Source organism: Microbacterium atlanticum (assembly GCF_015277815.1).
Classification (GTDB): Bacteria; Actinomycetota; Actinomycetes; order Actinomycetales; family Microbacteriaceae; genus Microbacterium; species Microbacterium atlanticum.
Genome location: NZ_CP063813.1, coordinates 238,057 through 263,977, shown reverse-complemented (window position 1 = coordinate 263,977; position 25,921 = coordinate 238,057). Strand labels below are relative to the sequence as shown.

Genomic DNA, 25,921 nt, shown 5'->3' with positions numbered 1-25,921 from the left:
CATTACAGCTCGCCGGGCGCGGTGGCCTGGGCGTCGACCTCCTCGACGAAGCGGCGCACCGCGCTGGGCGCGACGCCGGGCTTGCGGGGCGCGTAGACGACCAGCGAGTGGAACACGAACCGCACGAAGAAGGCCACGACGAGGGTGATGGCGGTCGCGACGACCGCGGAGAAGTGCCACGACTCGACCATGAGCGCGATGATCGGGATGCGGATCAGCGCCTCGGTGTTGTTGAACGCGAACGACTTCGCAAAGCGCAGCCATCCACCCGAGGCCTGCGCGCGCATGTCGTGGAAGACGAAGCGCTCCTGCAGCAGGAAGTTGCCGATGATCGTCACCTCCGCGGCGATGATCGCCGCGATGATGTAGTCCACCCCCAGGCCGACGAGCGCCCACACGATGGCGACGTTCGCGACGGCGCCCAGGCCCCCGATGACGGCGAACAGCGACATCTTGCCGAACCGGAGGGCCGTCAGCTGCGCGAGGAAGTGCACGCCCTGCCGGATCGACGCCTTCGACTCGCCGGCGCCGCGACCGGCGAAGTCGAATGGCACCTCCGCGATGCGCAGGGGTCGGCGCGCGAGGATCTCGAGCAGGATCTTGAAGCCGCGGGGTCGCAGCGCCGCCTGGTCGACGCTGCGGCGGTCGATGAGGAAGAAGCCCGTCATCGGATCGCTGACATCGCGCAGGCGGACCGGGAACATCGCGCGGGTGAGCGCGTTCGAGGCCTTCGACACCATCACGCGGGTGCGGTCGGCGAGGCCTCCGGCGGTGCCGCCGCCCGCGTAGCGCGAGGCGATGACGACGTCGACGTCGCCGTGACCGAACCGCTCCCACAGCTCGGGGATCTTCTCGGGGGGATGCTGCAGGTCGCCGTCGATGACGAGGCACGCGTCGGCGCCGGCGTCGGCGAGCCCTTCGAGGACAGCGCCGCAGAGACCGCCCGCGGGCCGCTCCCGGTGGATGAGCCGCACGGGCAGCGGCGCGGAGGCCGCGATGCCGCGGATCACGTCGGGCGTGGCATCCGTACTGTCGTCCACGAACAGGATCTCAGCGTCCACGCCGCCCGGCACGAGCGCGAGCGCCGCCGCGATGCGGCGCACGAGCTCCGCGACGTTGGGCGCCTCGTTGAAGGTCGGGACGATGATGGACAGCTGCATTGCGGCATATCCTTTCACGCCGCGTGCGGCGCCCGTCCAGGATTCCCGGGGGAGAATGGAACGATGACTTCTCCTGCGACCCTCACCATGTTCGGAGCGGACTGGTGCCGCGACTGCATCCGCACCAAGAAGCAGCTGGAGGAGCTGGGCGTCTCGTACACGTACGTCGACCTCGTCGCCGACCCCGCCGCCGCGGAGGTCGCACGGGACATCTCCGGCCGGACCAGCATCCCGGTCGTCGTCTACCCCGACGCCTCGCACCACGTGGAGCCGTCGAACGCCGACGTCGAGGCGAAGCTGCGCGAGCTCTCCCTCATCTGAGGCCGACGCGGCGCACGGGCCTGACGGCGGGAGGCTCCTCCTCATTAGGCTGAGGCCGTGAGCGTCGAACGCAACACCAGGGCGATCGAGGGGTCGGTGGTCACCGACTTCCAGGACCGCATGAGCTACGGCGGGTACCTGGACCTCGGCACCCTGCTCTCGGCGCAGCGTCCGCTCAGCGACCCGGAGCACCACGACGAGCTGCTGTTCATCGTCCAGCACCAGACGACCGAGCTGTGGCTGAAGCTCGTGCTCCACGAGCTCGGCGCCGCGTGCCGGCTGCTGCGCGAGGATCAGCTCGCACCCGCGCTCAAGTGCATCGCCCGGGTGAAGCACATCCAGCAGACCCTCACCGAGCAGTGGTCGGTGCTGGCGACCCTCACGCCCGCCGAGTACGGGCAGTTCCGCGCCGTGCTGGGCAATGCCAGCGGCTTCCAGTCGGCGCAGTACCGCGCGGTGGAGTTCACACTCGGCAACAAGAACGCCGGCATGCTGCGGGTGTTCGAGTCCGACCCCGCGGCTCATGCGCTCGTGACCGCGGCGCTTCAGGCTCCGAGCCTCTACGACGAGTTCCTGCGCCTGCTCGCCCGGTCGGGCTACCCCGTCCCTGCCGCCGTGCTCGAGCGCGATGTCACCGCCGCGTGGACGTACTCGCCGGAGCTCGTGCCGGTGATCGTCGACATCTATCGCGATCCCCGAGCGCATTGGGCGGCCTACGAGACGTGCGAGGAGCTTGTCGACCTGGAGGACAACTTCCAGCTGTGGCGCTTCCGCCACCTGAAGACGGTCGAGCGGATCATCGGCCTGAAGACCGGCACCGGCGGCTCGAGCGGCGCGCCGTTCCTGCAGCGCGCCCTCGATCTGACCTTCTTCCCCGAGCTGTACGCGGTGCGGACCGAGCTGTGATGGCACACGACCCGCACGCGCTGCGCGCCCTCCTCGGCGAGGATGCCGAGCTCTGCCACCGCGCCATCACCGGCGAGCACGGCGTCTCACTCCCGCCGTTCACCGACCACCACGTGCACCTGCACCTCTTCGACGAGACCAGGCTCGCCGCCGGCGGGATCGCGGGAGCGGTGGACCTCGGCGGCGACCCGGTCGCGCTCGCGCGGCGCGAGAACCACGGCATTCCCCGCGTGGCATACGCCGGCGCCTTTCTGACCGCACCCGGCGGGTACCCCGTCGGCAGGTCCTGGGCGCCCGGTGAGATCACCCGCGAGATCAGCGATCCCTCCGCCCACCCCGGCGTCCCCGGCGGCGCGGCGACCGCGGTCGACGAGCAGGCGTCGTTCGGGGCATCCGTCATCAAGGTCGCGCTCAACAGCACCGCCGGTCCCGTGCTCGACTCCGAGACGCTGTCGGCCGTCGTGGCGGTGGCGCGGGAGCGCGGTCTGGCGGTGATCGCGCACGCGGAGGGCGAGCGGATGCCGCGACTCGCGTTCGATGCGGGGGTCAGCGGCTTCGCCCATGCGCCTTTCAGCGAGTACGTCGGCCGCGCCTTCCTCGCGCGCTCCGCAGCAGCCGGTCACGTGTGGATCTCGACGCTTGCGATCCACCGCGGCGACGAGGAGGCGGCGGAGTTCGCGCGCGTGAACCTGGCCGGCTTCGCCGCCGCCGGCGGGCGCGTGCTGTACGGCACCGACCTCGGCAACGGCGAGCAGCCGGTGGGGGTGAACGCCGACGAGGTCACCGCCCTCGACCGCGCCGGCGTGCGGGGCCCGGCGCTGATCCGAGCGATGTCGGACCCGTGGCCGCATGCCGAGCCGCCGTCGGGCGTGCGGACGTTCGTGCCCGGTCCCCCGCCCCACCATGCCGACGAGGTCGCCGGGTGGCTGCGGGGCGCGACCGTCGTCCCCACCGAGGAGCTCGTCCATGATGACCACTGACCCCCTGCCTGCTGCGTCCGCCGAGACGCTGGAGGCCGAGGCCGCCGCCCTCGACGCGGCCGACCCGCTTCGCGCGCATCGCGACGCCTTCGTCGGAGCCGAGACCTCGCTGGTCTACTTCGACGGCAACTCGCTCGGCCGGCCCCTGCGCGCGAGCATCGAGCGCCTGGCGGCCTTCACCCGGGACGAGTGGGGCGGGCGGCTGATCCGCGGCTGGGACGAGTCGTGGATGGAGCTCCCGTTTCGCATCGGAGACGCCGTCGGACGCGCCGCGATCGGGGCGGCGCCCGGGCAGACCGTCATCGGCGACTCGACCACCGTGCTGCTGTACAAGCTGGTGCGCGCGACGTTCGATGCGGCTGTCGCGGCCGACCCGGCGCGCGTCGAGATCGTCATCGACCGCGACAACTTCCCCACCGACCGGTACCTCGTCGAGGGCATCGCCGCCGAGCGCGGCGGACGCGTGCGCTGGATCGACGTCGACCTGGCCTCGGGAGTCACCCCGGACGCGCTGCGCGCCGCCGTCGGACCGCAGACGGCGGTGGTGGTGCTCTCGCACGTCGCGTACCGCTCCGGGTACCTGGCCGATGCCCCGGCGCTGACCCGCATCGCGCACGACGCAGGCGCGCTCACGGTGTGGGACCTGTGCCACTCTGCCGGCTCGGTGCCCGTCGAGTCGGATGCCTGGGGGTTCGACGTCGCCGTCGGCTGCACGTACAAGTACCTCAACGGCGGGCCGGGCTCTCCGGCCTTCGCCTATGTCGCGTCGCACCTGCAGGAGCGCCTCGCCCAGCCGATCCAGGGATGGATGGGCGCTGCGGATGTCTTCGCCATGGGTCCGCAGTACCGGCCGGCGGCGGGCATGCGACGGTTCCTCTCGGGCACGCCGCCCATCGTGGGCATGCTCGCCATGCAGGACACGCTGGCCCTCATCGAGCAGGTCGGGATCGGCGCCCTCCGGTCGAAGTCGATCCGGCTCACCGAGTTCGCCGTCCGCGTCGCCGACCGGCTGCTCGCCCCTCAGGGTGTCGAGATCGCCTCTCCCCGCGACCCCGAGCTGCGGGGCGGGCACGTCACGCTGGCGCATCCGCAGATGCGCGCGGTGACCGCGCGCCTGTGGACCCGGGACGTCATCCCCGACTACCGGGACCCCGGCGGTCTGCGGATCGGATTGTCGCCGCTGTCGACGTCGTTCTCCGAGACGCTCGCGGGCCTGCGGGCGGTCGACGCGGCGGTGCGCGCGGTGGCGCGGGGTGGAACCGGGTAGCGCGCTCACGGGCACCGAGTCTCACGGCCGCGGCATCCGCGTTTATGCTGGACCACACCCGCCCGAAGGAGAGCGTCCGTGCCGTCCACTGCGAAGGCGTCCGCGCCGCCGCGCCGACCCGCTGAAGCCCCCGTGTGGGCGCCGGCCCTCGAGTCGGCGATCGCCGACCTCACCACCGGCGCGGCCGTGTGGACCCAACTCACACTCGACCAGCGGGCGCGCCTGCTCGAGCGCGTCCGGGCGACGGTCGTCTCGCACGCCGAGGAGTGGGCCACGACCTCGGCCCGCACCAAGGGGCTCGACGCCTCGCACCCGCTGGTCGGCGAGGAGTGGCTGGGCAGCCCGTACGGAGCCCTCGTCGCACTCGACGGCTACGTCGCGACGCTGCGCAAGCTGGCGGCGGGCGGCAGCCCGCTCGACGGAGTGCGCATCGACGAGGCGCCGGGTGGTCGCGTCCGCGTGCACGTGTTCCCCGCCGGCGCCACCGACCGCGTGCTGCTCTCGGGCTTCCGCGGCGAGGTGTGGCTGCAGCCGGGCGTCACGGCGGCGGAAGCCGTCCGGGCGGCGGGGCTCGGTCAGCTGACCCCCACCCAGCCGGGCGGCATCGGGCTGGTGCTGGGCGCCGGCAATCAGTCCTCCATCCCCGTCCTCGACGTGCTCTACGAGCTCGTCGCGAGCAACCGCGTGGTGCTGCTGAAGGTGAACCCGACGCAGGACGAGCTGGTGTCGCTGCTGACCCAGGCGCTCGCGCCGCTCGTCGAACTCGGTCTGCTGCGCATCGTCACGGGCGGACCGGAGGTCGGCGAGTACCTGACCCAGCACGCGGCCATCGGCCACGTCCACATCACGGGCGCCGCCGCCACGTTCGACGCGATCGTGTGGGGCCCGGCGACCGGCCCGGGCGCGGCGCAGACGGCGCGCCGGCGCCGCGAGCACCGGCCGCGCCTGCGCAAGCCGATCACGGCGGAGCTCGGCGGCGTCTCGCCCATCATCGTCGTCCCCGGCCGGTGGACCGAGGCGGATCTGCGCTTCCAGGCCGAGCACGCCGCCACCATGCGCCTCTACAACAGCGGCCACAACTGCATCGCAGCCCAGGTGGTCATCGTGAGCGAGGACTGGCCGCAGCGCGACGCGTTCCTCGCCGCCCTGCGCACCGCGTACGACGCGATGCCGAGCCGGCCGGTCTGGTACCCGCGAGCCGACGAGCAGCTGGCGGCCGCGGCATCCGACTATCCGGACGCGCACTGGAATGCCTCACACGATCGCGCGTTCGTCGAGCTCGGCCCCGGCGATGATCCCACGCCGCTGCAGCAGACGGAGTACTTCGCGCCGGTGCTCGGCGTCGTCACGCTGCCCGGCCTCGGGCAGGAGTTCCTCGACACCGCCGTGGCGCACGCCAACGACCGCCTCGCGGGAACCCTCGGTGCGAACATCATGATCGACCCGGTGACCGAGCGCGCGCTGGGCGACGGCTTCGAGCGCGCGGTCGCCGCACTCCGCTACGGCTCGATCGCGGTCAACACCTGGACCGCCTTCGGCTACCTCAACGCGGCGCACACGTGGGGCGGCTTCCCCGGCGCGACGCTCGACGACGTCGGCAGCGGCATCGGGGTGGTGCACAACGCGCTCCTCCTGGACAGCGTGGAGCGCAGCGTCGTGCGCGGGCCGTTCCGCCCGTTCCCGCGCTCGCTCAGCGCACTCGGCGGCACCGGCATCGTCTCGGTGCTCGCCAAGCCGCCGTGGTTCGCGAGCTCCCGCACCGCAGCGGCCGTCAGCGAGGGCTTCACCCGCTTCCAGATGGACCACGACTGGGCGAGGTTCAGCCGGACCATCGTCCAGTCGCTGCGCGCATGAGGCGCCGGCCGGTCGATCTCTCGGCCGACGTCGTGGTCGTCGGCGCGGGCTCCGCGGGGGCGGCCCTGGCCGCCCGGCTGAGCGAGGACCCGACGGTCTCGGTGCTGCTGCTCGAGGCCGGCGGGCCCGACCGGGCGATGGAGCTGCACGTCCCGGCGGCGTTCTCGAAGCTGTTCCGAAGCGCCTACGACTGGAGCTACGACACGGTCCCCCAGCCCGCGCTCGAGGGCCGCACGGTCTACTGGCCGCGGGGAAAGACGCTGGGCGGGTCGTCGTCGCTCAACGCGCTCATGTGGATCCGCGGGTTCGCCGCCGACTACGACGAGTGGGCGGATGCTGCGGGCCCTGGGTGGTCGTGGAACGCACTGGTGCCCTACTTCCGGCGCGTGGAGCGCACCACCGATCCCGCAGACGACTCGCAGGGCGTCGACGGCGCCCAGTCCGTCGAGCACCAGCGCGACCCGCGGCCGCACACGGCGGCGTTCCTGGCAGCCGCGGCCGAGGCGGGGCATCCGCTCACCCCTCCGAACCTTCCGAGCGGCCAGGGGTTCTCGCAGACCATGGTGAGCCAGCGCCGCGGGGCCCGCGCATCGACCGCCGATGCGTACCTGCGCCCGGCGAGGAGGCGCCGCAACCTCCGGGTGCTGACGGATGCGTTCGTGCGGCGCGTGACCTTCGAGGCGGAGGCGGATGCGGAGCCCCGCGCGACCGGCGTGTACGTGGATCTGGACGGCATCACCCGCCACATCCGCGCGCGGCGCGAAGTGGTGCTGTGCGGCGGGGCGGTCAACACTCCGCAGCTGCTGATGCTGAGCGGGATCGGTCCCGCCGACCACCTCGGCGAGCATGGCATCGGTGTGGTGGTCGACGCGCCGGGGGTCGGCGCGAACCTGCAGGATCATTTGGTCGCCGGCCTCGCGCCGGCTGCCCGCGGCGGGACGCTCCACGACGCCACCCGCGCCGTCGAGCTCGCCCGGTATGTGACCCGCCGCCGGGGCATGCTCACGTCGAATGTCGCCGAGGCGTACGGGTTCGTCCGCACCGGGATGGCCGAGCGCTCCGGCACGCCCGACGGCCTGCCCGATATCGAGATCCTCTTCGCAGCGGTGCCGTACGTGGGTGAGGGCCTGGTGCCGTCGCCGGGCCACGGCCTCACGCTCGCGGCGATCCTGCTGCGCCCGCACAGCCGCGGCACGATCCGTCTGGCCTCCGCGGATCCCGCGGACAAGCCCCTCATCGACCCCCGCTACCTGTCCGACCCCGACGGGCTGGACGAGGCCACGCTCCGGGCGGGCCTCGCCGAATGCGAGCGCCTGCTCGACACCGCCGCGCTGCGGGCCGTGACCACGGGCGGGTGGGTGCTGCCCGAGCACGGCGAGCGCATGACTCCGGCCGAGCGCGCCGAGCTGTCGATCCGGCGCTACTCCCACACGCTCTACCACCCCGTCGGAACGGCACGCATGGGGACGGATGCCGCCTCCGTCGTCGACCCGGAACTGCGGGTGCGCGGGGTGTCGGGGCTGCGCGTGGCCGACGCATCCGTCATGCCCACCGTCATCCGCGGCCACACCAACGCCCCCGCGATCGTGATCGGCGAGGTCGCGGCCGACCTGCTCCGCGGGCGTCGGTGACCCGCTGCGCGCCGGCGTGTGCGGTACGGGTGCGTTCGCCCCTGGGCGCCGCCGAAACTAGGCGTTGCCGCCGAAACCGAGGGTGATACCCCTTGCCTCGGCGCGAAGCCCTCGTCTCGGCATCACGCGCGCAAGCGCCCGCGCGACGCGCACGCAGCACGCCGGCCGGTCGCGGAGGTCAGCGACCGGTCGCGGAGGTCAGCGACCCCCGCGGCGGTTGGTGCCGTTGGGGCGGACGACCGAGCCGACCATGAGCTTGCCGGTGCCCGACGACGAGGCGCGGCGACCCGGCGTGCGGGGGTTGCCCGCAGGCTGCGCCGAACGCGAGTGGCCGGCGCTCTGGTCGTGACGCTGGTGGGCGGCCTTGTCGCGGGCCGACGCGGCGTCGCGACGCTGACCGCCCGACTGCGAGCGCGCGGCGGCGCCCTGCCCCGAGCCACCCTGGCCCGCCGCGCCCTGACCCGAGCCGCGACGGCGACGGCCGCCGCCGGAGCCGGAGCCTGCCGAGCGGGCGCCGGTGGCGGCATCCGCCTCTCGTCCTTCGCGCGCGGCGCGCTTGCGCTGCGCGTTCGCGCCCTGGCTGGTGCCGCGCGGGACGTCGGCGACCGGGACCGGCTTCACGTACGCGGCGACCTCGCCGACGAGCTCGACGACCTCCGGCGAGGCAGCGGTGACCGCGGTGAAGTCGACCGAGATCGCGGCCTTGCGCAGCAGCTGCGAGACATCGCGGCGCTGCTCGGGCAGCACGAGGGTGACGACAGCGCCCTCGGCTCCCGCGCGCGCGGTGCGGCCGGAGCGGTGCAGGTACGCCTTGTGCTCCATGGGCGGGTCGACGTGGATGACGAGCTCGACGTCGTCGACGTGCACCCCGCGGGCCGCGACGTCGGTCGCGACGAGCACCTTCACGGCGCCCGACGAGAACGCCGCGAGGTTGCGGTCGCGGGCGGCCTGCGACAGGTTGCCGTGCAGGTCGACCGCGGGGATGCCCTGGCCCGTGAGCTGCTTCGCGAGCTTCTTGGCCTGGTGCTTGGTGCGCATGAACAGGATGCGGCGACCCGTGCCCGAAGCGAGCGCCGTGACCACGTCCCTCTTGGCGTCGGCGTCGGCGAGCGTGAAGACGTGGTGCGTCATGGCGGCGACCGGCGAATGCGCCTCGTCGACGGAGTGGAGCACCTCGTTCTGGAGGAAGCGGTTCACCAGCTTGTCGACCCCGTTGTCGAGGGTCGCGCTGAAGAGCAGGCGCTGGCCGCCCGCGGGCGTCGCGTTGAGGATGCGCGTGACACCGGGGAGGAATCCGAGGTCGGCCATGTGGTCGGCTTCGTCGATCACGGTGATCTCGACGGCGTCGAGGTGCACGAAGCCCTGCTTCATGAGGTCCTCGAGGCGGCCGGGGCAGGCCACGACGATGTCGACGCCGGCGTTCAGGGCGTTGACCTGGCGGTTCTGGTTCACGCCGCCGAAGATCGTGGTCGTGGTCAGGCCGTAGGCCTTGGCGAGCGGGGCGAGGGCCGCATCGATCTGCGTGGCGAGTTCGCGCGTCGGCGCCAGCACGAGGCCCAGCGGGCGGCCCTTGCGGCGGTTGCCGCCGGCGAGCTTGCCGCCCAGGCGCGCGGCCATCGGGATCGAGAAGGCGAGGGTCTTGCCCGAGCCGGTCTTGCCGCGGCCGAGCACGTCGCGGCCGGCGAGCGTGTCGGGGAGCGTGTCGACCTGGATCGGGAACGCGGTGGTCTTGCCGGACGCGGCGAGCGCGTCGACGAGGGGCTGCGGCACGCCGAGCGCGCCGAATGAGGTTTCGGTCATGAGGAGTTTCTCCGGGCACGCGGGTGCCCTGTCGGTGGCCGGGGCGTATCTCGCCCGCGGGTCGCCGTACGAAAGATGTCAGCGCGGTTCTGCGGATCGGGGTCCGGATGCCGGCGAGGGAAGCGTTCTACGACGCGAGAAGCGCATCGGAGCGCTGCAAGGTTCTCCACCCTACCAGGGCCCGGCTGGACGTTGCCCGGCGAGCGGCGCGGCTGCCGGAAACCCGGCCCGCCACCGCGACACGCCCGGAAGGCACCCGCCGCCGCGGCGTGTCGCGCGATCGACCAGGCTTTCGGCACGGAAAGAGGGTGGCCGTGCCGAGGCGCCGCCGGCGGGCCCCTACACGGCGCCCGGCTGCAGCTCGCCGTGCGAGTCGTGCGCAGCGTCGGCTTCCGCCGGGACGGATGCTTCGTCGCCGGGCTCCGTCGAGGACTCCGGGTGATGCTCCGGGGCGTCGGCGGCAGTGTTCTCGGCATGGGGCTCGCGGGCCGCGTCCGCGTGGGCCTGCGACGCGAACCGGTCCGTCGCCGCGCGCAGGGCGGCAGCGATGCCCGGCTCGGACGCCGCGTGCGCGGCATCCGGAACCATCGTGAACTCTGCCTCCGGCCATGCCCGGTGCAGGTCCCACGCGGTCATCGCCGGAGTGCACAGGTCGTAGCGACCCTGCACGATGACGGCGGGGATGTGCCGGATGCGCTCGACGCCGGCGATGAGCTGGCCCTCGTCGAACCAGCCGCCGTGGAGGAAGTAGTGGTTCTCGATGCGGGCGAACGCGACGGCCGCCCGCGTCTCGGTCATCGACGCGATCAGCTCGGGGTCGGGCAGCAGCGTGAGGTTCGCGGCCTCCCACTGCGACCAGGCGATGGCGGCGGGCACGTGGATCTCGGGATCCGGGTCGGTGAGGCGGCGGTGGTACGCCTGCATCATCTGGGACCGCTCGAGGATCGGGATCGGGGCGACGAAGTCCTCCCACAGGTCCGGGACGACGGATGCCGCCCCGCCCTCGTAGAACCACTCCAGCTCGTGGCGGCGCAGGGTGAAGATGCCGCGCAGCACGATCTCGCTGACCGCGCGCGGGTGCGCCTGGGCATAGGCCAGGGCGAGGGCGCTGCCCCACGATCCGCCGAAGACCTGCCACTTGGCGATGCCGAGGTTCCTGCGCAGCAGCTCGATGTCGGCCACGAGGTGCCACGTCGTGTTGTGACGGAGGTCGGCGTGGGGGTCGCCGGCATGCGGCGTCGAGCGGCCGCAGCCGCGCTGGTCGATGAGGATGACGCGGTAGCGCTCGGGGTCGAAGAACCGACGGTGCCATGGCGAGGCACCCGCGCCCGGCCCGCCGTGGAGGAACACGACGGGCTTGCCCTCGGGATTGCCGCACTGCTCGTAGTAGATGCGGTTGCCCTCGCCGGCGATGAGGGTGCCGACGTCGTACGGCTCGATGGCCGGATAGAGGATCTCGTCGAGGTGCTCGTTCACAGACTGCCCCCGGCGACGCCGAAGGTGTCGCACGCGGACGGCCCGCTCTGGTACCCCGTCTCGAACCATCGCTGCCGCTGCTCGCTGGAGCCGTGCGTCCAGCTCTCGGGATTCACGAAGCCGCCCGATTCCTGCTGGATGTGGTCGTCGCCGACGGCCCCTGCCGCGTTGATGGCGTCGGCGATCTGCTGCTGGGTCGGCGTCTCGAGGTAGGGCACGCCGTTGTCGTCCTCGAGCTCGGTCATGTCGCCCACCCAGGCACCCGCGAAGCAGTCGGCCTGCAGCTCGATGCGCACTCCGTTGCTGTCGGGGCCCGTTCCGTTGTTCGGGTACCGCTCCATCACGCCGGTGATGTGCTGCACGTGATGCCCGTACTCGTGGGCGAGCACGTAGAGCTGCGCCAGGTCGCCGGCGGAGGCGTCGAACCTCTCACGCAGGAGGCCGAAGAACGTGGGGTCGATGTAGACGGTCTCTTCGGGCGGGCAGTAGAAGGGCCCGGTCTGGTTCGAGGCGGTGCCGCACTGGGTGCCGGTCTGGCCGTCGACGATGATGAGCTCCGGCGCCCGGTAGCCCTGCACCTGCGTCTCCCAGTACTCGTCGAGCACCAGACTGCCGGCGGCGAGGCGACACGCGTCGTCGCGGTTGGCGTCGGCGCCGGTCTCGCACTGCTGGATCTCGGACTCGGTTCCCGAGCCCGTCTGCGGCGCGGGCACGAGGCCCGACAGGTCCTGCCCGGTGAACAGCTGGAACAGCAGCACCGCGATCGCCCCGATGCCGGCGATGCCGCCGCCGGCGACCGCCGCCCCGGCTCCCCGACGCCTCGCCCGGTTCCCCCCGACGTTGGCGTTCTCATTGAACGTCATGGCAGTCACGGTACCGCGTGGGGCGCCGTCCGCCCGGGAACCTGCCCCGGATCTCTGCGAACGGGTAAAATGCCGCGGGCATAGGCTCGTGCCATGACGAACCGGCCCACGACCGTGACCATCACCGGGGGCGGCGGCCAGATCGGCTACGCCCTCATGTTCCGCATCGCGGCGGGCGACATGCTCGGACCCGACGTCCCGGTGCGGCTGCGACTGCTCGAGATCCCGCACGGCATGCGGTCCGCCGAGGGGGCGGCGCTCGAGCTGCAGGACTGCGCCTTCCCCCTGCTGCGTGAGATCGAGATCACCGACGATCCCCTCACCGCCTTCGACGGCACGCACATCGCGATGCTCGTCGGCGCGCGTCCGCGCTCGGCCGGCATGGAGCGGGCGGATCTCCTCGCCGCGAATGCCGGCATCTTCGGTCCGCAGGGAGCGGCGATCGGCGCGGTCGCCGACGACGACGTCCGCGTGGTCGTGGTGGGCAACCCGGCGAACACGAACGCGCTCATCGCGGCGGCATCCGCCGGTCCTGACGTGCCCGTGGAGCGCTTCACCGCGCTGACCCGCCTCGACCACAACCGCGCCGTCGGCCAGCTCGCCGAGACGCTGCAGGTCGGCGCCGGCGAGATCGCAGACGTCGTGATCTGGGGCAACCACTCCGCGACGCAGTTCCCCGACGTCTCGCACGCGATCCTGCCCGACGGGATGCCGGTGCTCGAGGCGCTGGCGGAGCGCCTCGGCGGCCGCGACGCGGCGACCGCGTGGCTCGACGACGTCTTCATCCCGCGGGTCGCCAAGCGCGGAGCCGAGATCATCGAGGTGCGCGGCTCGTCGTCGGTGGCCTCCGCCGCCAATGCCGCCATCGACCACGTGCGCGACGAGCAGCTCGGCACACGCCGGGGGATGACGTCCGCGGCGGTCGTCTCGCACGGCGAGTACGGCGTGCCCGAGGGGCTGGTGTGCTCGTTCCCGGTGATCTCGCGCGGCGACGGGTACGAGGTGGTCGAGGGGCTCGACCTCGACGAGCGCGCGCGACAGCGGGTCGCGGCATCCGTCGACGAGCTCGTCGCCGAGCGCGACGCCGTCCGTGCGTTGGGGGTGCTGTAGCGACTCTCCCGGTTTCGCATCAGGTACTCGCACCCTGGACCCCGAATCCGCGCCGAGTGGGCTCTTCGAAAGCCGGGGGAGCCTCGGCAATAGGCTCTGAGGCGTGGAAGCGCTGGTCATCGTCATCGCCGCGATCCTGGTCATCGCCCTGGCGACGGCGATCGCCCCGAAGGTCGGCATCGCGGGACCGCTGATCCTCGTCGTCATCGGCGGCGCGGTGAGCCTGCTGCCTTTCGTCGAGGTGCCGCAGATCGACCCGGAGTTCATCCTCGTCGGCGTCCTCCCACCGCTGCTGTACTCCGCGGCCGTCTCGCTTCCCGCGCTCGAGTTCCGCCGGGACTTCGGCCCGATCGCCGGGCTGTCGTTCCTCCTCGTCCTGATCAGCTCGGTCGTGCTCGGCCTGTTCCTCCTCGCCGTGATTCCGGGCATCTCTCCGGCGATCGCGGTGGCGCTCGGGGCCATCCTCAGCCCGACCGACGCCGTGGCGACCTCGATCGTCAAGAGACTGGGGGTGTCGCGCCGCGTCGTGACGATGCTCGAGGGTGAGAGCCTGCTCAACGATGCGACCGCCCTGGTGCTGCTGCGCACGATGATCGCGGCGGGCGCCGTCGCCACGACGGCCACGGGGGACGGGGCGCTCACCGTCGGCTTCCTTCCGGCGTTCGCGTGGGGCGTCGTGGTCGCCGTCGCCGTCGGCGCGGTCGTCGGCTACCTGAACCTGCGGCTGCGCGCCCTCATCCGGCACTCCGCCGCCACCACGGCGATCGGCTTCGTGGTGCCGTTCATCGCCTACATCCCGACCGAGGAGCTGGGCGGCTCGGGCCTCGTGGCCGCCGTCGTCGCGGGCATCGTCACCGGACAGGGCGCCGCGCGCTGGTTCACGCCCGAGCAGCGCCGGTCCGACGAGCACAACTGGCACACGATCGAGCTGGTCCTCGAAGGCGCGGTCTTCCTGGTGATGGGCCTCGAGCTCTACGACATCGTCAGCGCGAACATCCGGGAGCACAACGGCATCGGCACCGGGATCGGCATCGCCGCCGGGGCGCTCGCGATCATCCTCGCCGTCCGCGCCGCGTACGTCTCGCTGCTGGTCTGGCTGCAGAGCCGCCGCGCCCGCGGGCGCCAGCGCCGGCGGCTCGAAGCGATGTCGGCGCGCATCGACGAAGTGGCCACCGGTCACGCCGGACCACCCGGCGGGAAAGGGCAGACGGATGCCTCGCCCGCCGGTGACGCCGACGGCCCGGCCTCACCTGCCGCCGCGGCGGATCCGGCCACGCCCGCGCTCCGGCGCCGGGCGCCGGACCCCGGCAATCCCCGAACCCGGCGCCGCGTCGCGGCGATGCGCGCCCGCATCGCCCGGGCCCTCGGCGATCTCGACTACTACCAGGCCTCACCGCTCGGGTGGAAGCACGGCGCCGTCATCGTCTGGGCGGGCATGCGCGGCGTCGTCACGCTCGCGGCCGCGCAGACGCTTCCCCGCGACGAGACCGGCGACCGGGCGCTGCTGGTGTTCATCGCGTTCGCCGTCGCCGTCGGCAGCCTGATGCTGCAGGGGTTCACGCTCCCCGGGCTGGTGCGGCTGCTGCACCTGGAGCGCCCTGGCGACGACAGGCTCGACAGGGCCGAGCAGGCGGCGCTCGATGACGAGCTGCGCGACGCGGCGGTCGGCGCGCTGTCGAGCCCGGACCTCCGTCGCCGCGACGGCACGGCGTTCGATCACGAGCTGCTGGCGCGGATCGGCGGACGTCTCGTCGAGCCGCCCGACGAGGCCGACACTCCCCGCACGCGCGACCTGCTCGAGCTGCGCCTGGCGATGATCGAGGCGATGCGGGTGCGGCTGATCGCGGTGTCGTCGGGCGGGGGCTACAGCACGCAGGCGCTCCGGCACGCGCTGGCCGAGCTCGACGCCGACCAGCTCAGCCTGGAGCTGCGACTCGACGACGAGGAGTGACGCCGCCGGGTGAGACAATGGGGCGAGCGAAGGGGCCCTGAATGACCGACACGACGAAGACGCCGGATGCCGCGCACACCCACGCTGCCGCCACGGCGCACTCGGCCGGTGCCGACACCGCACCCCTGCATCTCCCCCACCCCGCCGCCGCCTGCCCGAAGTGCTTCACGGAGCTGCAGCGCGACCGCAACTGGTGGCAGGCCCAGCCTGCCGGGTCTCGCCTGGTCGGGCTGGTGATCTCCCGCGACGACATGCCCTCGGTGGTCGAGCAGCGCAACGAGCTGACGCGCTTCGGCGTGCCGATCGAGGGTTTCCGCCACCCGGCGCCCGAGACCCTGGAGTCGTGGGAGGAGCGCCTGGTGCGCCTGTTCGGCACGCTCGGCCGGGGCGACGTGCTCGTCGTCGCCAACGTGCACGCGCTCGGCCGCGACATCGATGAGGAGACCCGGACGGTCGCCGAGCTCCACCGCCGCGGCGTCGTGGTCAAGGTGGTCAGCCACGGCGGCCGGCACCTCTACGACGCCGGGCGCTGACGGACCGCCCGTCGAGGCTGTTCAGGCGTCGTCGTCGGCAGGCGTGCCCTGGCCGCCGAGCGAGGCCTCCCGCTCGATGTCGAGCAGCGGCAGATCCTCGCGGGTGACCAGGCGCGCGGCGATCGCGTGCTCGACCAGGCGCACGCGCCGGTTCGTGGCATAGGAGCGCACCCCGCCGCGCATGCCGGGCACGCCGATCTTGTCGAGCTTGTCGCAGACGTTGTCGAGCTTGCGGTTGAACCGGGTGAGCGTCCATCCCAGCCTCTCGGCGGCCTGCGCCGACGTGGGCAGCTCGCTCATGCCCGTGCCGTCCCGCCGCAGCACGGGCTCGGCGAGCGCGAGGATCATGACGCGCTGGCTGTGCGTGAGCGGCACCTCGCCGATCGTGCTCAGTCCGTCGTCCTCGGCCGGGGGCTGCGACTCGCGGAACGTCGGCTCGGACGCGTGGATCGTCAGCTCGTAGGTGGTCGGGCCGGCGCTGAAGATGACGGATGTCGCGGCGAAGACGAGCGGCAGGCGCGCGCCGGGTGCGAGCCAGGCCTGCACCCGCCCGCCCGAGTCGGTGACGGTGGCCGACAGCCGCGACCCGACGTTCGAGAGCAGCCACAGTCCGTCCACGTTCTGGATGGTCAGGAAGTTGCGGTGCAGGAACAGGTTGTCGTCGATGGCGAGGTCGCCCTCGCGGCCCACCGTGAAGACCGTGTCGGGTTCGACCGAGAACTCCTCGCCGGCGAACTCGACGGTGAGCGCGTCGGCTTCCGCGACGGTCATGGCGCGCACCCCCTGGTCTTCTCGGGATCCTGCTGCTGCGTGCCGTTGGCGCGGACGAGTGTCACGTCGACGCACGTCTGCCCGGCGGCGGCCGCGGGGACGATGATCTCGGTGGTCTCGACGGTCTCGACAGCGGGTGTGCTGTCGGCGAGGTCGACGAGCTCGACGATGTAGAAGTCGCCGTCCTGCGGGTCGGGATTGGTCCAGGTGAACCGCACGCCCCCATCAGCCGGGGCTCCGGCGACCCCCACCACCGGCGGCACGACCGCGGCGATGGGGTCCTGCGGCCGCGAGGTGGCCGTCGGCTCGGTCGCGGCCGGGCCGGTCCCCGAGAGCATGCCGGGCAGCGAGACCCCGATGATCACGGCGACGACGACGAGGGCCGCCGCGCCGAGCCCGATCCACAGCGCCGTGCGGGGGCGGCGGGGTGCAGCGTCCGTCTCCGTCTCCGCCGGCGGCGCGGCGGCGGTCTCGAACGGGCCCGGCGCGAGCACGGCGGGCGCTGCCGGCGGACGCAGGACCGTCTCGTCGGGCAGCGCCGGGCCCGACCCCCCGCGCCGGACCGTCTCGTCGATGTCGGCCTGGTCGAAGGCCGGTCGGGTCGGCGCGGCGCGCAGCACCGTCTCGGCGTCGACGGTGGTCCCGAACGCGGGAGGGGATCCGGCGCTCGGCGCCGTCGTCGCCGACGGCCTGGTCGCCCCGGCCGCCGGCGCGGTCTCGGGGCTGATGCTGACGACGCCGCGCACGCGGGTGAGCCCGTCGTCCTCATCGGCCTCGACGTCTTCGGGCAGCTGGTCGTCGAGGATGTCGATCGGCGTGACCGAGTGCGAGAGCTCGATCTGCACGGTCTGCAGCGCGCGGGCAAAGGCGAGCGCGCTCTCGTGGCGATCGGGGGGGTTCTTGGCCATCGCACGCTCGATCACCCGCTGCAGCGAGGCCGGCACGTCGGCCCGCCCGAGCGCGGGCAGCGGCTGCGTCTCGATGCGGTGGATGAGCTCGGCGGCGCCGTTGCGCTGCCCCGGCAGCTCGAACGGCGACCGGCCCGCGAGGAGCGTGTACACCGTCGCGCCCAGCGCCCACACGTCCGAGCGCGGGTCGCTGCGCGGCACATCGGCGAAGGACTCCGGCGGCGACCACGGGATGGACAGGCCGGCCGACTCGGCGGCCGCGCTCGTGGTCGAGGCGATGCCGAAGTCCGTCAGCGCCGGCCGGTTGTACTCGGTGACGAGGATGTTGGCGGGCTTGATGTCGCGGTGCAGCACGCCCGCCCGGTGCGCGGTCTCGACCGCGGCGGCGACCTGCACGCCGACCCGCAGCGACTCCGCGATCGAGAACGCCTCGCGCCGATACCGCACCTGGAGGTTCGGCCGCGGGCAGTACTCCATGACGAGGTAGGGCCGGCCGTCGCCGGCGACGCCCGCCTGGTAGATCGTGACGATCGCCGGGTGGGTCGACAGCATCGCCATGACGTTGGCCTCGGCGGTGAACTCCTCGACCGAGCCGCTCGACATGCGCTCGGTCAGCAGCACCTTGACCGCGACGCGGCGCTTGGGCAGCTGCTGCTCGTAGAGGTACACGTCGGCGAAACCGCCCGAGCCGAGCAGGTCGACGTAGGTGAAGCCGGGGAGCTCCGGCGGCGCCATGGGCGCGCGCTTGGCGCTCACGACGGCGCCTCGATGTGCACGGTCACGCCGTCGCCGAGGTCGAGCACGTCGCCGGGGACCACCACGGTCCCCTCCCCGGGGTGCAGCCGCACCGGGTCGGCGCCCGGCCTCAGCAGCGTGGTGCCGTTGGTCGTGCGCAGATCGGTCGCGACGATGCTCTCGCCCTCGACGCGGAGCTCGACGTGGCTGCGCGAGATGTCCTGCTGGGGGCTGTCGACTGCCACGAGGTGCGGCAGGTCGGTGCCGCTGACCCGAGTGGAGCGCGGGCGGCGGCCGATGACGACGGTGCGGTCGAGCGCGACCAGCTGGCCCGTCGAGAGCCGCACACGCCCCGGGGCCGGAGGACGCGGCGGAGCGAGCGGTGCCGGGGCGGAATCGGACGGGAGAGCGGATGCCTCACCCGCGGCCTCATCGGAGGCTCCGGCGCGGAGCGCGCGAGCCTGGGCGAGGGAGATGGTGGCGCCGTCGTGGTCGCCGATCACCGCCGTGGGGACTCCGGGCGCGGACCCCCCGCCGCCGCGGACAGGGCCGGGCTCGTCGAGCGGACGCAGGACGGTGGCGCCGACCTCGGCGTCGAAGCCGGCGTCGTCGTCGGGCTCCGCGTCGTCGGCGCCCGCGCTGTCGGTGGACGCGGGGTGCAGGGCGGAGTCGAAGGGCAGCAGCGTCTCGGCGTCGGCCACCGACGGCACCGAGCCGGAGTCGATGAGCGTCACCCCCGGCGCGACCGGGACCGCTCGGCCCGCAGGTGGCGGTGCGGCGGGGGTCGCGGGCACGGCGGGGGTCGCAGTGGGGAGCACCGGCGCGGCGGCGATCGCGGGCGCGGCCGTGGCGGGGGTCGCAGGCGCGACGGGCTCGGCGGTGACGGGGGGAGCAGGGGCCACGGGCTCGGACGTGGCGGGGGTCGGCACGCTCGGAGAGTCCTCGGGCGCGGCCGGGGCCGCGGCCGGGGCGACCGCGACGCCGCCGGTCGACCTCGCCTCGTGACGGTCGCCCGTTCCGGGCACAGCCCACGCGACGCTGCCCGCCAGCACGACACCGTCGGCGATCTCGAACTCGGCGGGGGCGGCATCCGTCTGCGGCGTCGCGAGCGCGATGCGCTGAACGTCCGGGATGACCCGCTCGGTCCAGGTCGTGACGCCGGCGCCCGAAACTTGCTCGGCCGCTGCCGCCGTGAGGTCGAACGCGAAGTCGCCGCGGACGGCGACGCGGACGCCGTCACCCTCCCACAGGGCGACGGCGAACGCGGGAATGGCCGTGAGCGACGCACCGTAGGCGCCGGTGAGGGCTTCGATGACGCCGCCGAGGCCGCGGCCGTCCACCAGCTGCGACCGGATCCGCGCGAGGAGCGCGGCGGAGGCGCCCGCCTCGAGCGCGACGAACCCGCGCGGCGTGACGGCGACCGGTGTCGGGCCGGGGGCGTACAGCGTCGGCATCAGAGACCTCCTGTGGCCGCTGCGCGCGGCAGCGTGTCGCCGTCGATGTCGGCGACGGGAGCGGTGGGGGCGCTCACCGGCACCGTATCGCGTTCGGCAGCCCCGCTCGCCCGGCTCCGCACCGAGAGCGCGTCGACGACGATCGCGGTGATGTTGTCTCGCCCGCCGCGCACCATCGCCTCGTGCACCAGCCTCGTCGCCGCCGACTGCGGGTCGGACTCGGTGACGAGGATGCCGTGGATGGCGTCCTTCTCGAGTTCGCCCGAGAGGCCGTCGGAGCACACCAGGATGCGGTCGCCGTCCTCGGCGGGGATGAGCCAGTAGTCCGGTTCGGCGTCGCTGCCGGCCCCGATGGCGCGGGTGATGACGTTGCGGCGCGCGTCCCGCTGCGCGGCCTCGGCCGCGAGCTCGCCGCTGTCGATCAGCTCCTGCACGACCGAGTGGTCCACGCTCACCTGCTCGAGCCGGCCGCGGCTGAGCCGGTAGGTGCGGGAGTCGCCGAGGTTGACCGTCAGCCAGTAGCCCTCGCCGTCGACGTCGGCGACGACGACACCGGCGAGGGTCGTGCCCGCCCCCGCGCCGCCGCCGGGAGGAAGCGCCGCGACGCGTCGGCGTGCCTCCCGCACCGCGGTGTGGACGTCGTCGATCGCCAGGCTGTCCCGGCCCGCCAGAGCGGCGAACTCCTCGATCACGGTCGCGCTGGCGATCTCGCCGGCGTTGTGGCCGCCCATCCCGTCTGCGACGAGGAACAGCGGGGCGGCGGCGAGGTAGGAGTCCTCGTTGACCCGGCGTCGCAGGCCCGGGTCGGTGGCCGCGCCGAACGCGAGTGCGATGGGAGGCACCGATCCGGTCATCGGCCCGCCCCCACGGTGAGGCGGCGATCACCGAGCTCGAGGCCGTCCCCCGGGCGGAGCGTCGTCGGAAGGCCCGGCGTGAGGGGAATGCGGTGGCCGTCGCGGACGAGCACGGTGCCGTTCGTCGAGTGCAGGTCGGTCACCCACGCCCCCGCGGTGTCGCCACCGATCTCGAAGTGCTCCTTGGACAGCGAGAGGGTCTCGTCACGCACCGCGATCGCCACCGCCCCGGGCGCCGGCGCCGGGTTGCGCCCGTACCGCGTGCGGCCGTAGACGGCCATCCGCGCGCCGTCGTCCCAGGTGAGCACGACGACGACGGGCGCCTCGGGGTAGAGGGCTGCGCGCTGCGCGGGCGGCGGCGCGGCCGGGTGGGTCGCCTCGACGTCGTCGTCGGGGTGCCCCACGACCGTCGCCTCGCGCGCCGAGGTCGAGGCGGGCGTCGCTGCTCCGGCCAGGGACGGACGGGTCGCCGGCCGGGCTCCGGCCGCCGCCGCTCGGGCGTCGTGGAACAGCCACGCCAGGTCGGCGACCGGCCCGGTGGGTCTCACGCTCATTCGGACTCCTGTGCAGGACGGGCGGAGGGCTCCGATGCCTTCCGCGTCGGGGCGGATCGACGGCGCGAGGCGCGCGTCGCCCGCGCCTCGGCCGTCGGCGCGGCGTGCGGGGCGCCGGCGGACGCGGCATCCGTCATCGGCACCGCGCGGGCCGGCCGCGCAGGACGGGGCGCGCGGGCCGGCAGCGCGAACCGCGTGCCCGCGAGGAGAGACCGGATGCTGAGCCGCGCGCGCAGCCGCTGCCACAGCGATCTGCCGGCGCCCATTCCGCCGACGATCTCGTCGACCTGCGTCCAGAACGCCTCGATGTCGTCGGGCGTCGGCTCGGCGGGGCCGAACACCTGGGCGTCCGCCCGGGAGGCGAGCATCGTCACGCGCGGCTCGGCGAACGCCGCGGTCAGCACGCCCGCATCCTCTTGACGCGTCGCGCCGGCACGCACCGGAGCGCCGAAGTCCGACGCGCGGTCGACGAGCTCGTCCCAGCCGCCCGAGATGCGGTCCGAGGCCCGCGCGGCCTCGCGCCGCTGGCGGCGGCGGGCTGCCTTCAACGCGCCGACGACGACGAAGGGCGCGAGGAGCACGGCCAGGAGGCCGAGGATCCCGACGCCGATGCTGACGATGGTCCACAGCAGCGCCGCGTCGAAGCCGTTCTCGTCCTCCGAGCCGCGGTCGTCCGCGACGGTCGGAGGCAGGTCGACCGGCTCCTGCGGCGGGGGCGGCGGCTGCAGCACCTGCGGCTTGGGATCGGCCTTGGGCTTGGTCGTCTGGTCGCTGGGTACCTGGTCCTCGGGCGGCGTCGGGTCGAAGGGCACCCATCCGGCGTCCTCGAAGGCGACCTCGACCCACGCGTGCAGGGTGTCTCCCGTGGCCGTGAACACGCCCTGTGCGGCTTCGTCCTCGGCGGGATAGAAACCCATGACGACGCGTGCGGGGATGCCCACCTGGCCGGCAAGCAGCGCCATCGCCGTGGCGTACTGCTCGTCGTCGCCGACCATCTGCTGCGATCCCAGCAGCGTCGAGATGCGCTCGGCGCCGTGCCCGGCGCGCGACAGCGGCTGGCCGGTGAGGCCGTGGCTGAAGTACCCGCCCTCCGAGAGCATCTGCTGCAGCGCGCGCGCCTGCTGGATCGGGGTCTCGGCCTCCGCGACGGCCTCCGACGCGATTTCGGCGAGCGACTCGGGCACGCCCTCCTGCTTGGGCATCTTCAGCGGCGCGAACGCCTGGTCTCCGAGCTGCGCGTCGCTCGGGACCTCCGGGACGACCGCCTCGAGCGTGTACTCGTCGCCCGCTTCCAGCCCGGCCGTCACCACGGCCGTCTTCGTCGACTCGTTGTAGTGGGCGGTGCGGCGGAGGTCGTCGGCCCGGGCGCCGTCGAACGTGACGCTGCGGACGGCGCCGGCCTCCGGCATCCACACGCCCTCCAGTGCGCCGATCTCGACGTGCACCGTCGCGGGCGTCCCCTCGGCGTCCGCCGACATGTTGGTGCGCGCGGGAGTGAAGGCGCTCGAGCTGCCCGTGCCCGAATCCGAGACGTTGTAGACGGTGCCGTTGTAGGCGTCCATCGTCGCCAGGCGCACGCGCGCCCCCTCGGGGAGCCCGCGCGCGGTGAAGAGCGCCTCGTCGGGGTGGTCTCGCACGTACGCGCGGAAGGACTGCAGGGGGCTCGCGAACTCGCGGACGTCGAAAGGCGGGATCACGATGTCGCGCAGCACGTACCGGGGTGCCGTCGGCGCCGCGAACGCGCTGGTCGCGGCGCCGATCACCGCGGCGAGCGCAATGACGCCGGCCCCCATCAGCAGCCGTCGGGTGCCGGCGCCGCGAGCGCCGGTGCCCTCGCCGACCGAGATCGCCGCCGTCTGCGGCTGCCACGCCTGCCGCACCGCCAGCCACGTCACCGCGACGAGCCCGAAGACGATGCCCTGCACGACGGGCACGATCGGCTCGGACGTGCCCAGCGCGATCTCGATCGCGAGGAACGCCGCGGCCGGGATCAGCGCCCATCCGGCCGAGCGCAGGCGCAGCGCCAGCGACGCGGTGAGAACCGCGGCGACGAGCGTGAGCAGGAACGGGACGATCAGGTGCCCGTCGCCGGTCGCGACGGGCGCGATCGTTGTCAGCAGCTGCTTCCAGGACGTGAAGGTGCCGAGCCCGAGCAGCCGGAGCGTCTCGAGGGTCGGGATGACGCCCGCGACGGTGGTGTGCGGCAGCGCGAGCGCCCCGCCGAAGAGGAAGTACCCCACGACCGTCGCGCCCGCGAGGAGCAGGATGCCCCACCGCAGCACGCGACCCAGCACCGCGATCCCCACGCCGAGCAGGAGCGCGCCGAGCGCAGCGACGAGGTACCTCGGGCCGTCGAAGGTCGGTTGGAACCCGATGATGGGCACGAGGAGCAGTGCGACCACGGCCCCGAGGTCGAGGATCCAGCGGCGCACGGGCAGCGGCTCGACCGGGGGTGCGACGGGGCGCGGCATCGGCGCGGGAGACGTGCGCTCCTGGCGGGAGCCGCGTGCACGCAGCGAGGCGGGGGCGGTCATGCCAGCACCTTCCGCAGCGCGCGCGGCAGCTGCTCGAGCGTGCCGAGGGTGACCACATCGGCCTCCCCGATGCGCCGGAGCGACGGTGACGTCTGCGACGACGCGGCGACGACGGCGAGCACGCGCGCGCCGAACGGCAGGCGGCTGCACGCGGTGCGCAGGTCGTTGGCGTCGACGCGGCTGCCGCAGACCAGCACCACCACGCTGGCCAGCGGCAGGCTGGCGGCGACCGAGCCGGCGAGCTCGACGATGCGTCCGCCGCGCGGCTTGGACGCCTGCAGCGCCGACAGCGAGTCGAGGAACTGCTTGCCCGTGCCGGACGGGAGCGCGCGCTCCTGCACCCGCACCTCGACACGGTGCGAGTCGCGCAGCGCCCGCAGGCCCAGCGAGCCGGCCGCCGAGATCGCGAGCTCGAACTCCTCGTCGTCGCGGTAGTCCGCAGGGTTCGTCGACAGCCCGATGACGAAGTGGGAGCGACGGGTCTCCTCGTACTGCCGGACCATCATGTGGCCGGTGCGCGCCGTCGACTTCCAGTGCACGTGCCGCAGGTCGTCGCCCGGCTGGTACTCGCGCAGGGCATGGAACGACACGTCGTCGGGCGAGAGATCGGCGGCGGGAAGGCCCTCCAGGTCGCGGAGGAAGCCGAGCGACTGGCCGTCGAACAGCACGGTGCGCGGGTGCACGAAGAGGTCGACGGGTTCGTCCCGGCGGTGCACGCGCTCGAAGAGGCCGAGGGGATCGCCGCGCACGACGCTGACCGGTCCGACCTTGACCACCGCCCGGCGGGTGGTGGGGATGGCGAAGAGCTCCTCGGCGGACTCACCGGCCGCGAGCCGGTTGACGTCGAACACGCCGCGCCCGTTGCCGACGGGCAGCACCACGCGCGACGGCAGGATCGCGCGGGAGCCCGTGTTCGCGAGCGTCAGCGCTCCCACGGCACGCTCGCCGACGACCACCCGGGTGCGGTTGAGGTCCAGCGAGACGTCGTACGCGGTGCGCCCGATGAGGAACAGCAGGCAGAGCACGAGCACGGCGGCCACCACGACCGCGGCGGCGGTCAGCTCCCACCACCCGAGCGCCTGCCCGAAGACCCACAGCGCGATCGCGCCGAGGATCAGCACCCAGGCGGCGGGGCGCACGACCCCGAAGACGCGGCCGAGCACGGCACCGGCGCGCCGCAGCGCGGCGAGCGCCAGCTCGCCCTGCTGCGCGCGCCGATCCTCTGCGACCGTCGCCTGCCCGAGTGCCTCCGTCGCCATCAGGCCGCGGACCTCGCCTGCGGTGCGGCGACGGCGTCCAGCACGCGTGCGACGACGGTCTCGGCCGTCGTTCCGGCGAACTCGGCCTCGGGGTCGAGCACGATGCGGTGGGTCCACACCGGCGCGACGAGCGCCTTGACGTCGTCGGGCAGCACGAAGTGGCGACCCTGCGCGGCGGCGTAGACCTTGGCGACGCGGATCATCGCCAGCGAGCCGCGGACCGAGACGCCCAATCGCGTCGCGGCGTCGTCGCGCGTCGCCTCGGCCAGCTGCGCGGTGTAGCGCAGCACGGCGGGGTCGACGTGCACCGTCGCGGCGAGATCGGCCATGTCGGCGACGGCGCCCGTCGTGATGATCGCGGGCAGGTGGGCCGACGGGTTGCGGTCGGCCGCGCCGGCGAGGATGCGCTCGGCCACCGCGAGGTCGGGGTAGCCGATCGACGTCTTCACCAGGAAGCGGTCCAGCTGCGCCTCGGGCAGCTTGTAGGTGCCGGCCTGCTCGATCGGGTTCTGGGTCGCGATCACGAGGAACGGCCGGCCGACGTCGTGGGCGACGCCGTCGACGGTGACCCGAGACTCCTCCATCACCTCCAGCAGCGCCGACTGGGTCTTGGGCGACGCGCGGTTGATCTCGTCGGCGAGCACGATCGAGGCGAAGACCGGACCGCGGTGGAACTCGAACCGGTGTGAGGCCTGGTCGTAGATCGTGACGCCGGTGACGTCCGAGGGGAGGAGGTCCGGCGTGAACTGGATGCGGCTGCTCGTCCCCTGCACGGTGGCCGCGAGCGCCTTGGCCAGGCTGGTCTTGCCGGTGCCAGGGGCATCCTCGAGCAGCACGTGGCCCTCGGCGAGCATGGCCGAGAGCACCAGGCCCACCACCTCGCGCTTGCCCATCAGGGCCTGATCGACGTTGTCGACCAGTCGCGCGAAGGTGCTCTGGAACCAGGCCGCCTGTTCGGGGGTCATCGTCATGTTCGTCTCGTTCTCTCGTTGCGGGAAGT

Annotated in this window: 20 protein-coding genes and 1 pseudogene; 9 read left to right on the top strand and 12 right to left on the bottom strand. The window is 73.4% G+C overall.

Annotated features, from left to right (window positions below; all coding sequences use genetic code 11):
* Positions 1–2: 2 nt before the first annotated feature.
* The gene (locus IR212_RS01175; protein WP_194397225.1) at positions 3–1,160 is read right to left on the bottom strand and encodes a glycosyltransferase; all 1,158 of its coding nucleotides are present in this window, start codon (positions 1,158–1,160) and stop codon (positions 3–5) included.
* A gap of 63 nt (positions 1,161–1,223) precedes the next feature.
* On the opposite strand from IR212_RS01175, the gene IR212_RS01170 reads away from it, so the two are divergent.
* The 6 genes from IR212_RS01170 to IR212_RS01145 all read left to right on the top strand — a co-directional run bounded on the left by IR212_RS01170 (position 1,224) and on the right by IR212_RS01145 (position 8,119).
* Positions 1,224–1,481, top strand: coding sequence for a glutaredoxin family protein (locus IR212_RS01170; protein ID WP_194397224.1), 258 nt, complete (start codon positions 1,224–1,226; stop codon positions 1,479–1,481).
* A 57-nt stretch (positions 1,482–1,538) separates the two neighbouring features.
* A complete protein-coding gene (kynA, locus tag IR212_RS01165; protein WP_194397223.1) occupies positions 1,539–2,387 on the top strand; it encodes a tryptophan 2,3-dioxygenase in 849 nt (282 codons plus the stop codon).
* On the top strand, positions 2,387–3,367 hold the full coding sequence (locus IR212_RS01160) for an amidohydrolase family protein (RefSeq protein ID WP_194397222.1): 981 nt from the start codon (positions 2,387–2,389) through the stop codon (positions 3,365–3,367). Before kynA ends, IR212_RS01160 begins: the two co-directional genes overlap by 1 nt.
* Positions 3,357–4,634: a kynureninase gene (locus IR212_RS01155; RefSeq protein WP_228479586.1), complete on the top strand. Its 1,278-nt coding sequence runs from the start codon at positions 3,357–3,359 to the stop codon at positions 4,632–4,634. Before IR212_RS01160 ends, IR212_RS01155 begins: the two co-directional genes overlap by 11 nt.
* A gap of 78 nt (positions 4,635–4,712) precedes the next feature.
* Complete coding sequence (locus tag IR212_RS01150; RefSeq protein WP_194397220.1) at positions 4,713–6,488, top strand: aldehyde dehydrogenase family protein; 1,776 nt, start codon at positions 4,713–4,715, stop codon at positions 6,486–6,488.
* Positions 6,485–8,119, top strand: a complete 1,635-nt coding sequence (locus tag IR212_RS01145; protein ID WP_194397219.1) for a GMC family oxidoreductase — start codon at positions 6,485–6,487, stop codon at positions 8,117–8,119. The genes IR212_RS01150 and IR212_RS01145 overlap by 4 nt, the downstream gene beginning before the upstream one ends.
* Positions 8,120–8,317: 198 nt before the next feature.
* On the opposite strand, the gene IR212_RS01140 is transcribed toward IR212_RS01145, so the two are convergent.
* The 3 genes and pseudogenes from IR212_RS01140 to ypfJ all read right to left on the bottom strand — a co-directional run bounded on the left by IR212_RS01140 (position 8,318) and on the right by ypfJ (position 12,258).
* Positions 8,318–9,919: a DEAD/DEAH box helicase gene (locus IR212_RS01140; protein ID WP_194397218.1), complete on the bottom strand. Its 1,602-nt coding sequence runs from the start codon at positions 9,917–9,919 to the stop codon at positions 8,318–8,320.
* Between the two features lie 504 nt (positions 9,920–10,423).
* Positions 10,424–11,395 (bottom strand): annotated as a pseudogene (gene pip, locus IR212_RS01135) (prolyl aminopeptidase); the annotation flags it as partial.
* A complete protein-coding gene (gene ypfJ, locus IR212_RS01130) occupies positions 11,392–12,258 on the bottom strand; it encodes a KPN_02809 family neutral zinc metallopeptidase (protein ID WP_194397216.1) in 867 nt (288 codons plus the stop codon). The gene ypfJ and the pseudogene pip, both read right to left, overlap by 4 nt.
* A 93-nt stretch (positions 12,259–12,351) precedes the next feature.
* On the opposite strand from ypfJ, the gene IR212_RS01125 reads away from it, so the two are divergent.
* From IR212_RS01125 to IR212_RS01115, 3 genes are all read left to right on the top strand, one after another.
* Positions 12,352–13,368, top strand: coding sequence for a malate dehydrogenase (locus IR212_RS01125; RefSeq protein ID WP_194397215.1), 1,017 nt, complete (start codon positions 12,352–12,354; stop codon positions 13,366–13,368).
* A gap of 103 nt (positions 13,369–13,471) precedes the next feature.
* The gene (locus IR212_RS01120; protein ID WP_194397214.1) at positions 13,472–15,319 is read left to right on the top strand and encodes a cation:proton antiporter; all 1,848 of its coding nucleotides are present in this window, start codon (positions 13,472–13,474) and stop codon (positions 15,317–15,319) included.
* Between the two features lie 41 nt (positions 15,320–15,360).
* Positions 15,361–15,852 carry a recombinase family protein gene (locus IR212_RS01115; RefSeq protein ID WP_228479416.1) on the top strand — a complete coding sequence of 164 codons (492 nt, stop codon included), beginning with the start codon at positions 15,361–15,363 and terminating at the stop codon, positions 15,850–15,852.
* A 21-nt stretch (positions 15,853–15,873) separates the two neighbouring features.
* On the opposite strand, the gene IR212_RS01110 is transcribed toward IR212_RS01115, so the two are convergent.
* Genes IR212_RS01110 through IR212_RS01075 form a run of 8 tightly spaced genes read right to left on the bottom strand, consistent with a single transcriptional unit; the run spans position 15,874 to position 25,892 of the window.
* Positions 15,874–16,623: a hypothetical protein gene (locus IR212_RS01110; protein ID WP_194397213.1), complete on the bottom strand. Its 750-nt coding sequence runs from the start codon at positions 16,621–16,623 to the stop codon at positions 15,874–15,876.
* On the bottom strand, positions 16,620–18,287 hold the full coding sequence (locus IR212_RS01105) for a serine/threonine-protein kinase (RefSeq protein ID WP_194397212.1): 1,668 nt from the start codon (positions 18,285–18,287) through the stop codon (positions 16,620–16,622). Before IR212_RS01105 ends, IR212_RS01110 begins: the two co-directional genes overlap by 4 nt.
* Entirely contained in the window at positions 18,284–19,720 is a 1,437-nt protein-coding gene (locus IR212_RS01100; RefSeq protein WP_194397211.1) for an FHA domain-containing protein, read from the bottom strand. Before IR212_RS01100 ends, IR212_RS01105 begins: the two co-directional genes overlap by 4 nt.
* Complete coding sequence (locus IR212_RS01095; RefSeq protein WP_194397210.1) at positions 19,720–20,574, bottom strand: PP2C family protein-serine/threonine phosphatase; 855 nt, start codon at positions 20,572–20,574, stop codon at positions 19,720–19,722. Before IR212_RS01095 ends, IR212_RS01100 begins: the two co-directional genes overlap by 1 nt.
* Entirely contained in the window at positions 20,571–21,128 is a 558-nt protein-coding gene (locus tag IR212_RS01090; RefSeq protein ID WP_194397209.1) for an FHA domain-containing protein, read from the bottom strand. Before IR212_RS01090 ends, IR212_RS01095 begins: the two co-directional genes overlap by 4 nt.
* Entirely contained in the window at positions 21,125–23,662 is a 2,538-nt protein-coding gene (locus IR212_RS01085; protein WP_228479414.1) for a transglutaminase-like domain-containing protein, read from the bottom strand. The genes IR212_RS01090 and IR212_RS01085 overlap by 4 nt, the downstream gene beginning before the upstream one ends.
* Complete coding sequence (locus IR212_RS01080) at positions 23,659–24,921, bottom strand: DUF58 domain-containing protein (protein ID WP_194397208.1); 1,263 nt, start codon at positions 24,919–24,921, stop codon at positions 23,659–23,661. Before IR212_RS01080 ends, IR212_RS01085 begins: the two co-directional genes overlap by 4 nt.
* On the bottom strand, positions 24,921–25,892 hold the full coding sequence (locus tag IR212_RS01075) for an AAA family ATPase (RefSeq protein ID WP_194397207.1): 972 nt from the start codon (positions 25,890–25,892) through the stop codon (positions 24,921–24,923). Before IR212_RS01075 ends, IR212_RS01080 begins: the two co-directional genes overlap by 1 nt.
* Between the last annotated feature and the right edge of the window lie 29 nt (positions 25,893–25,921).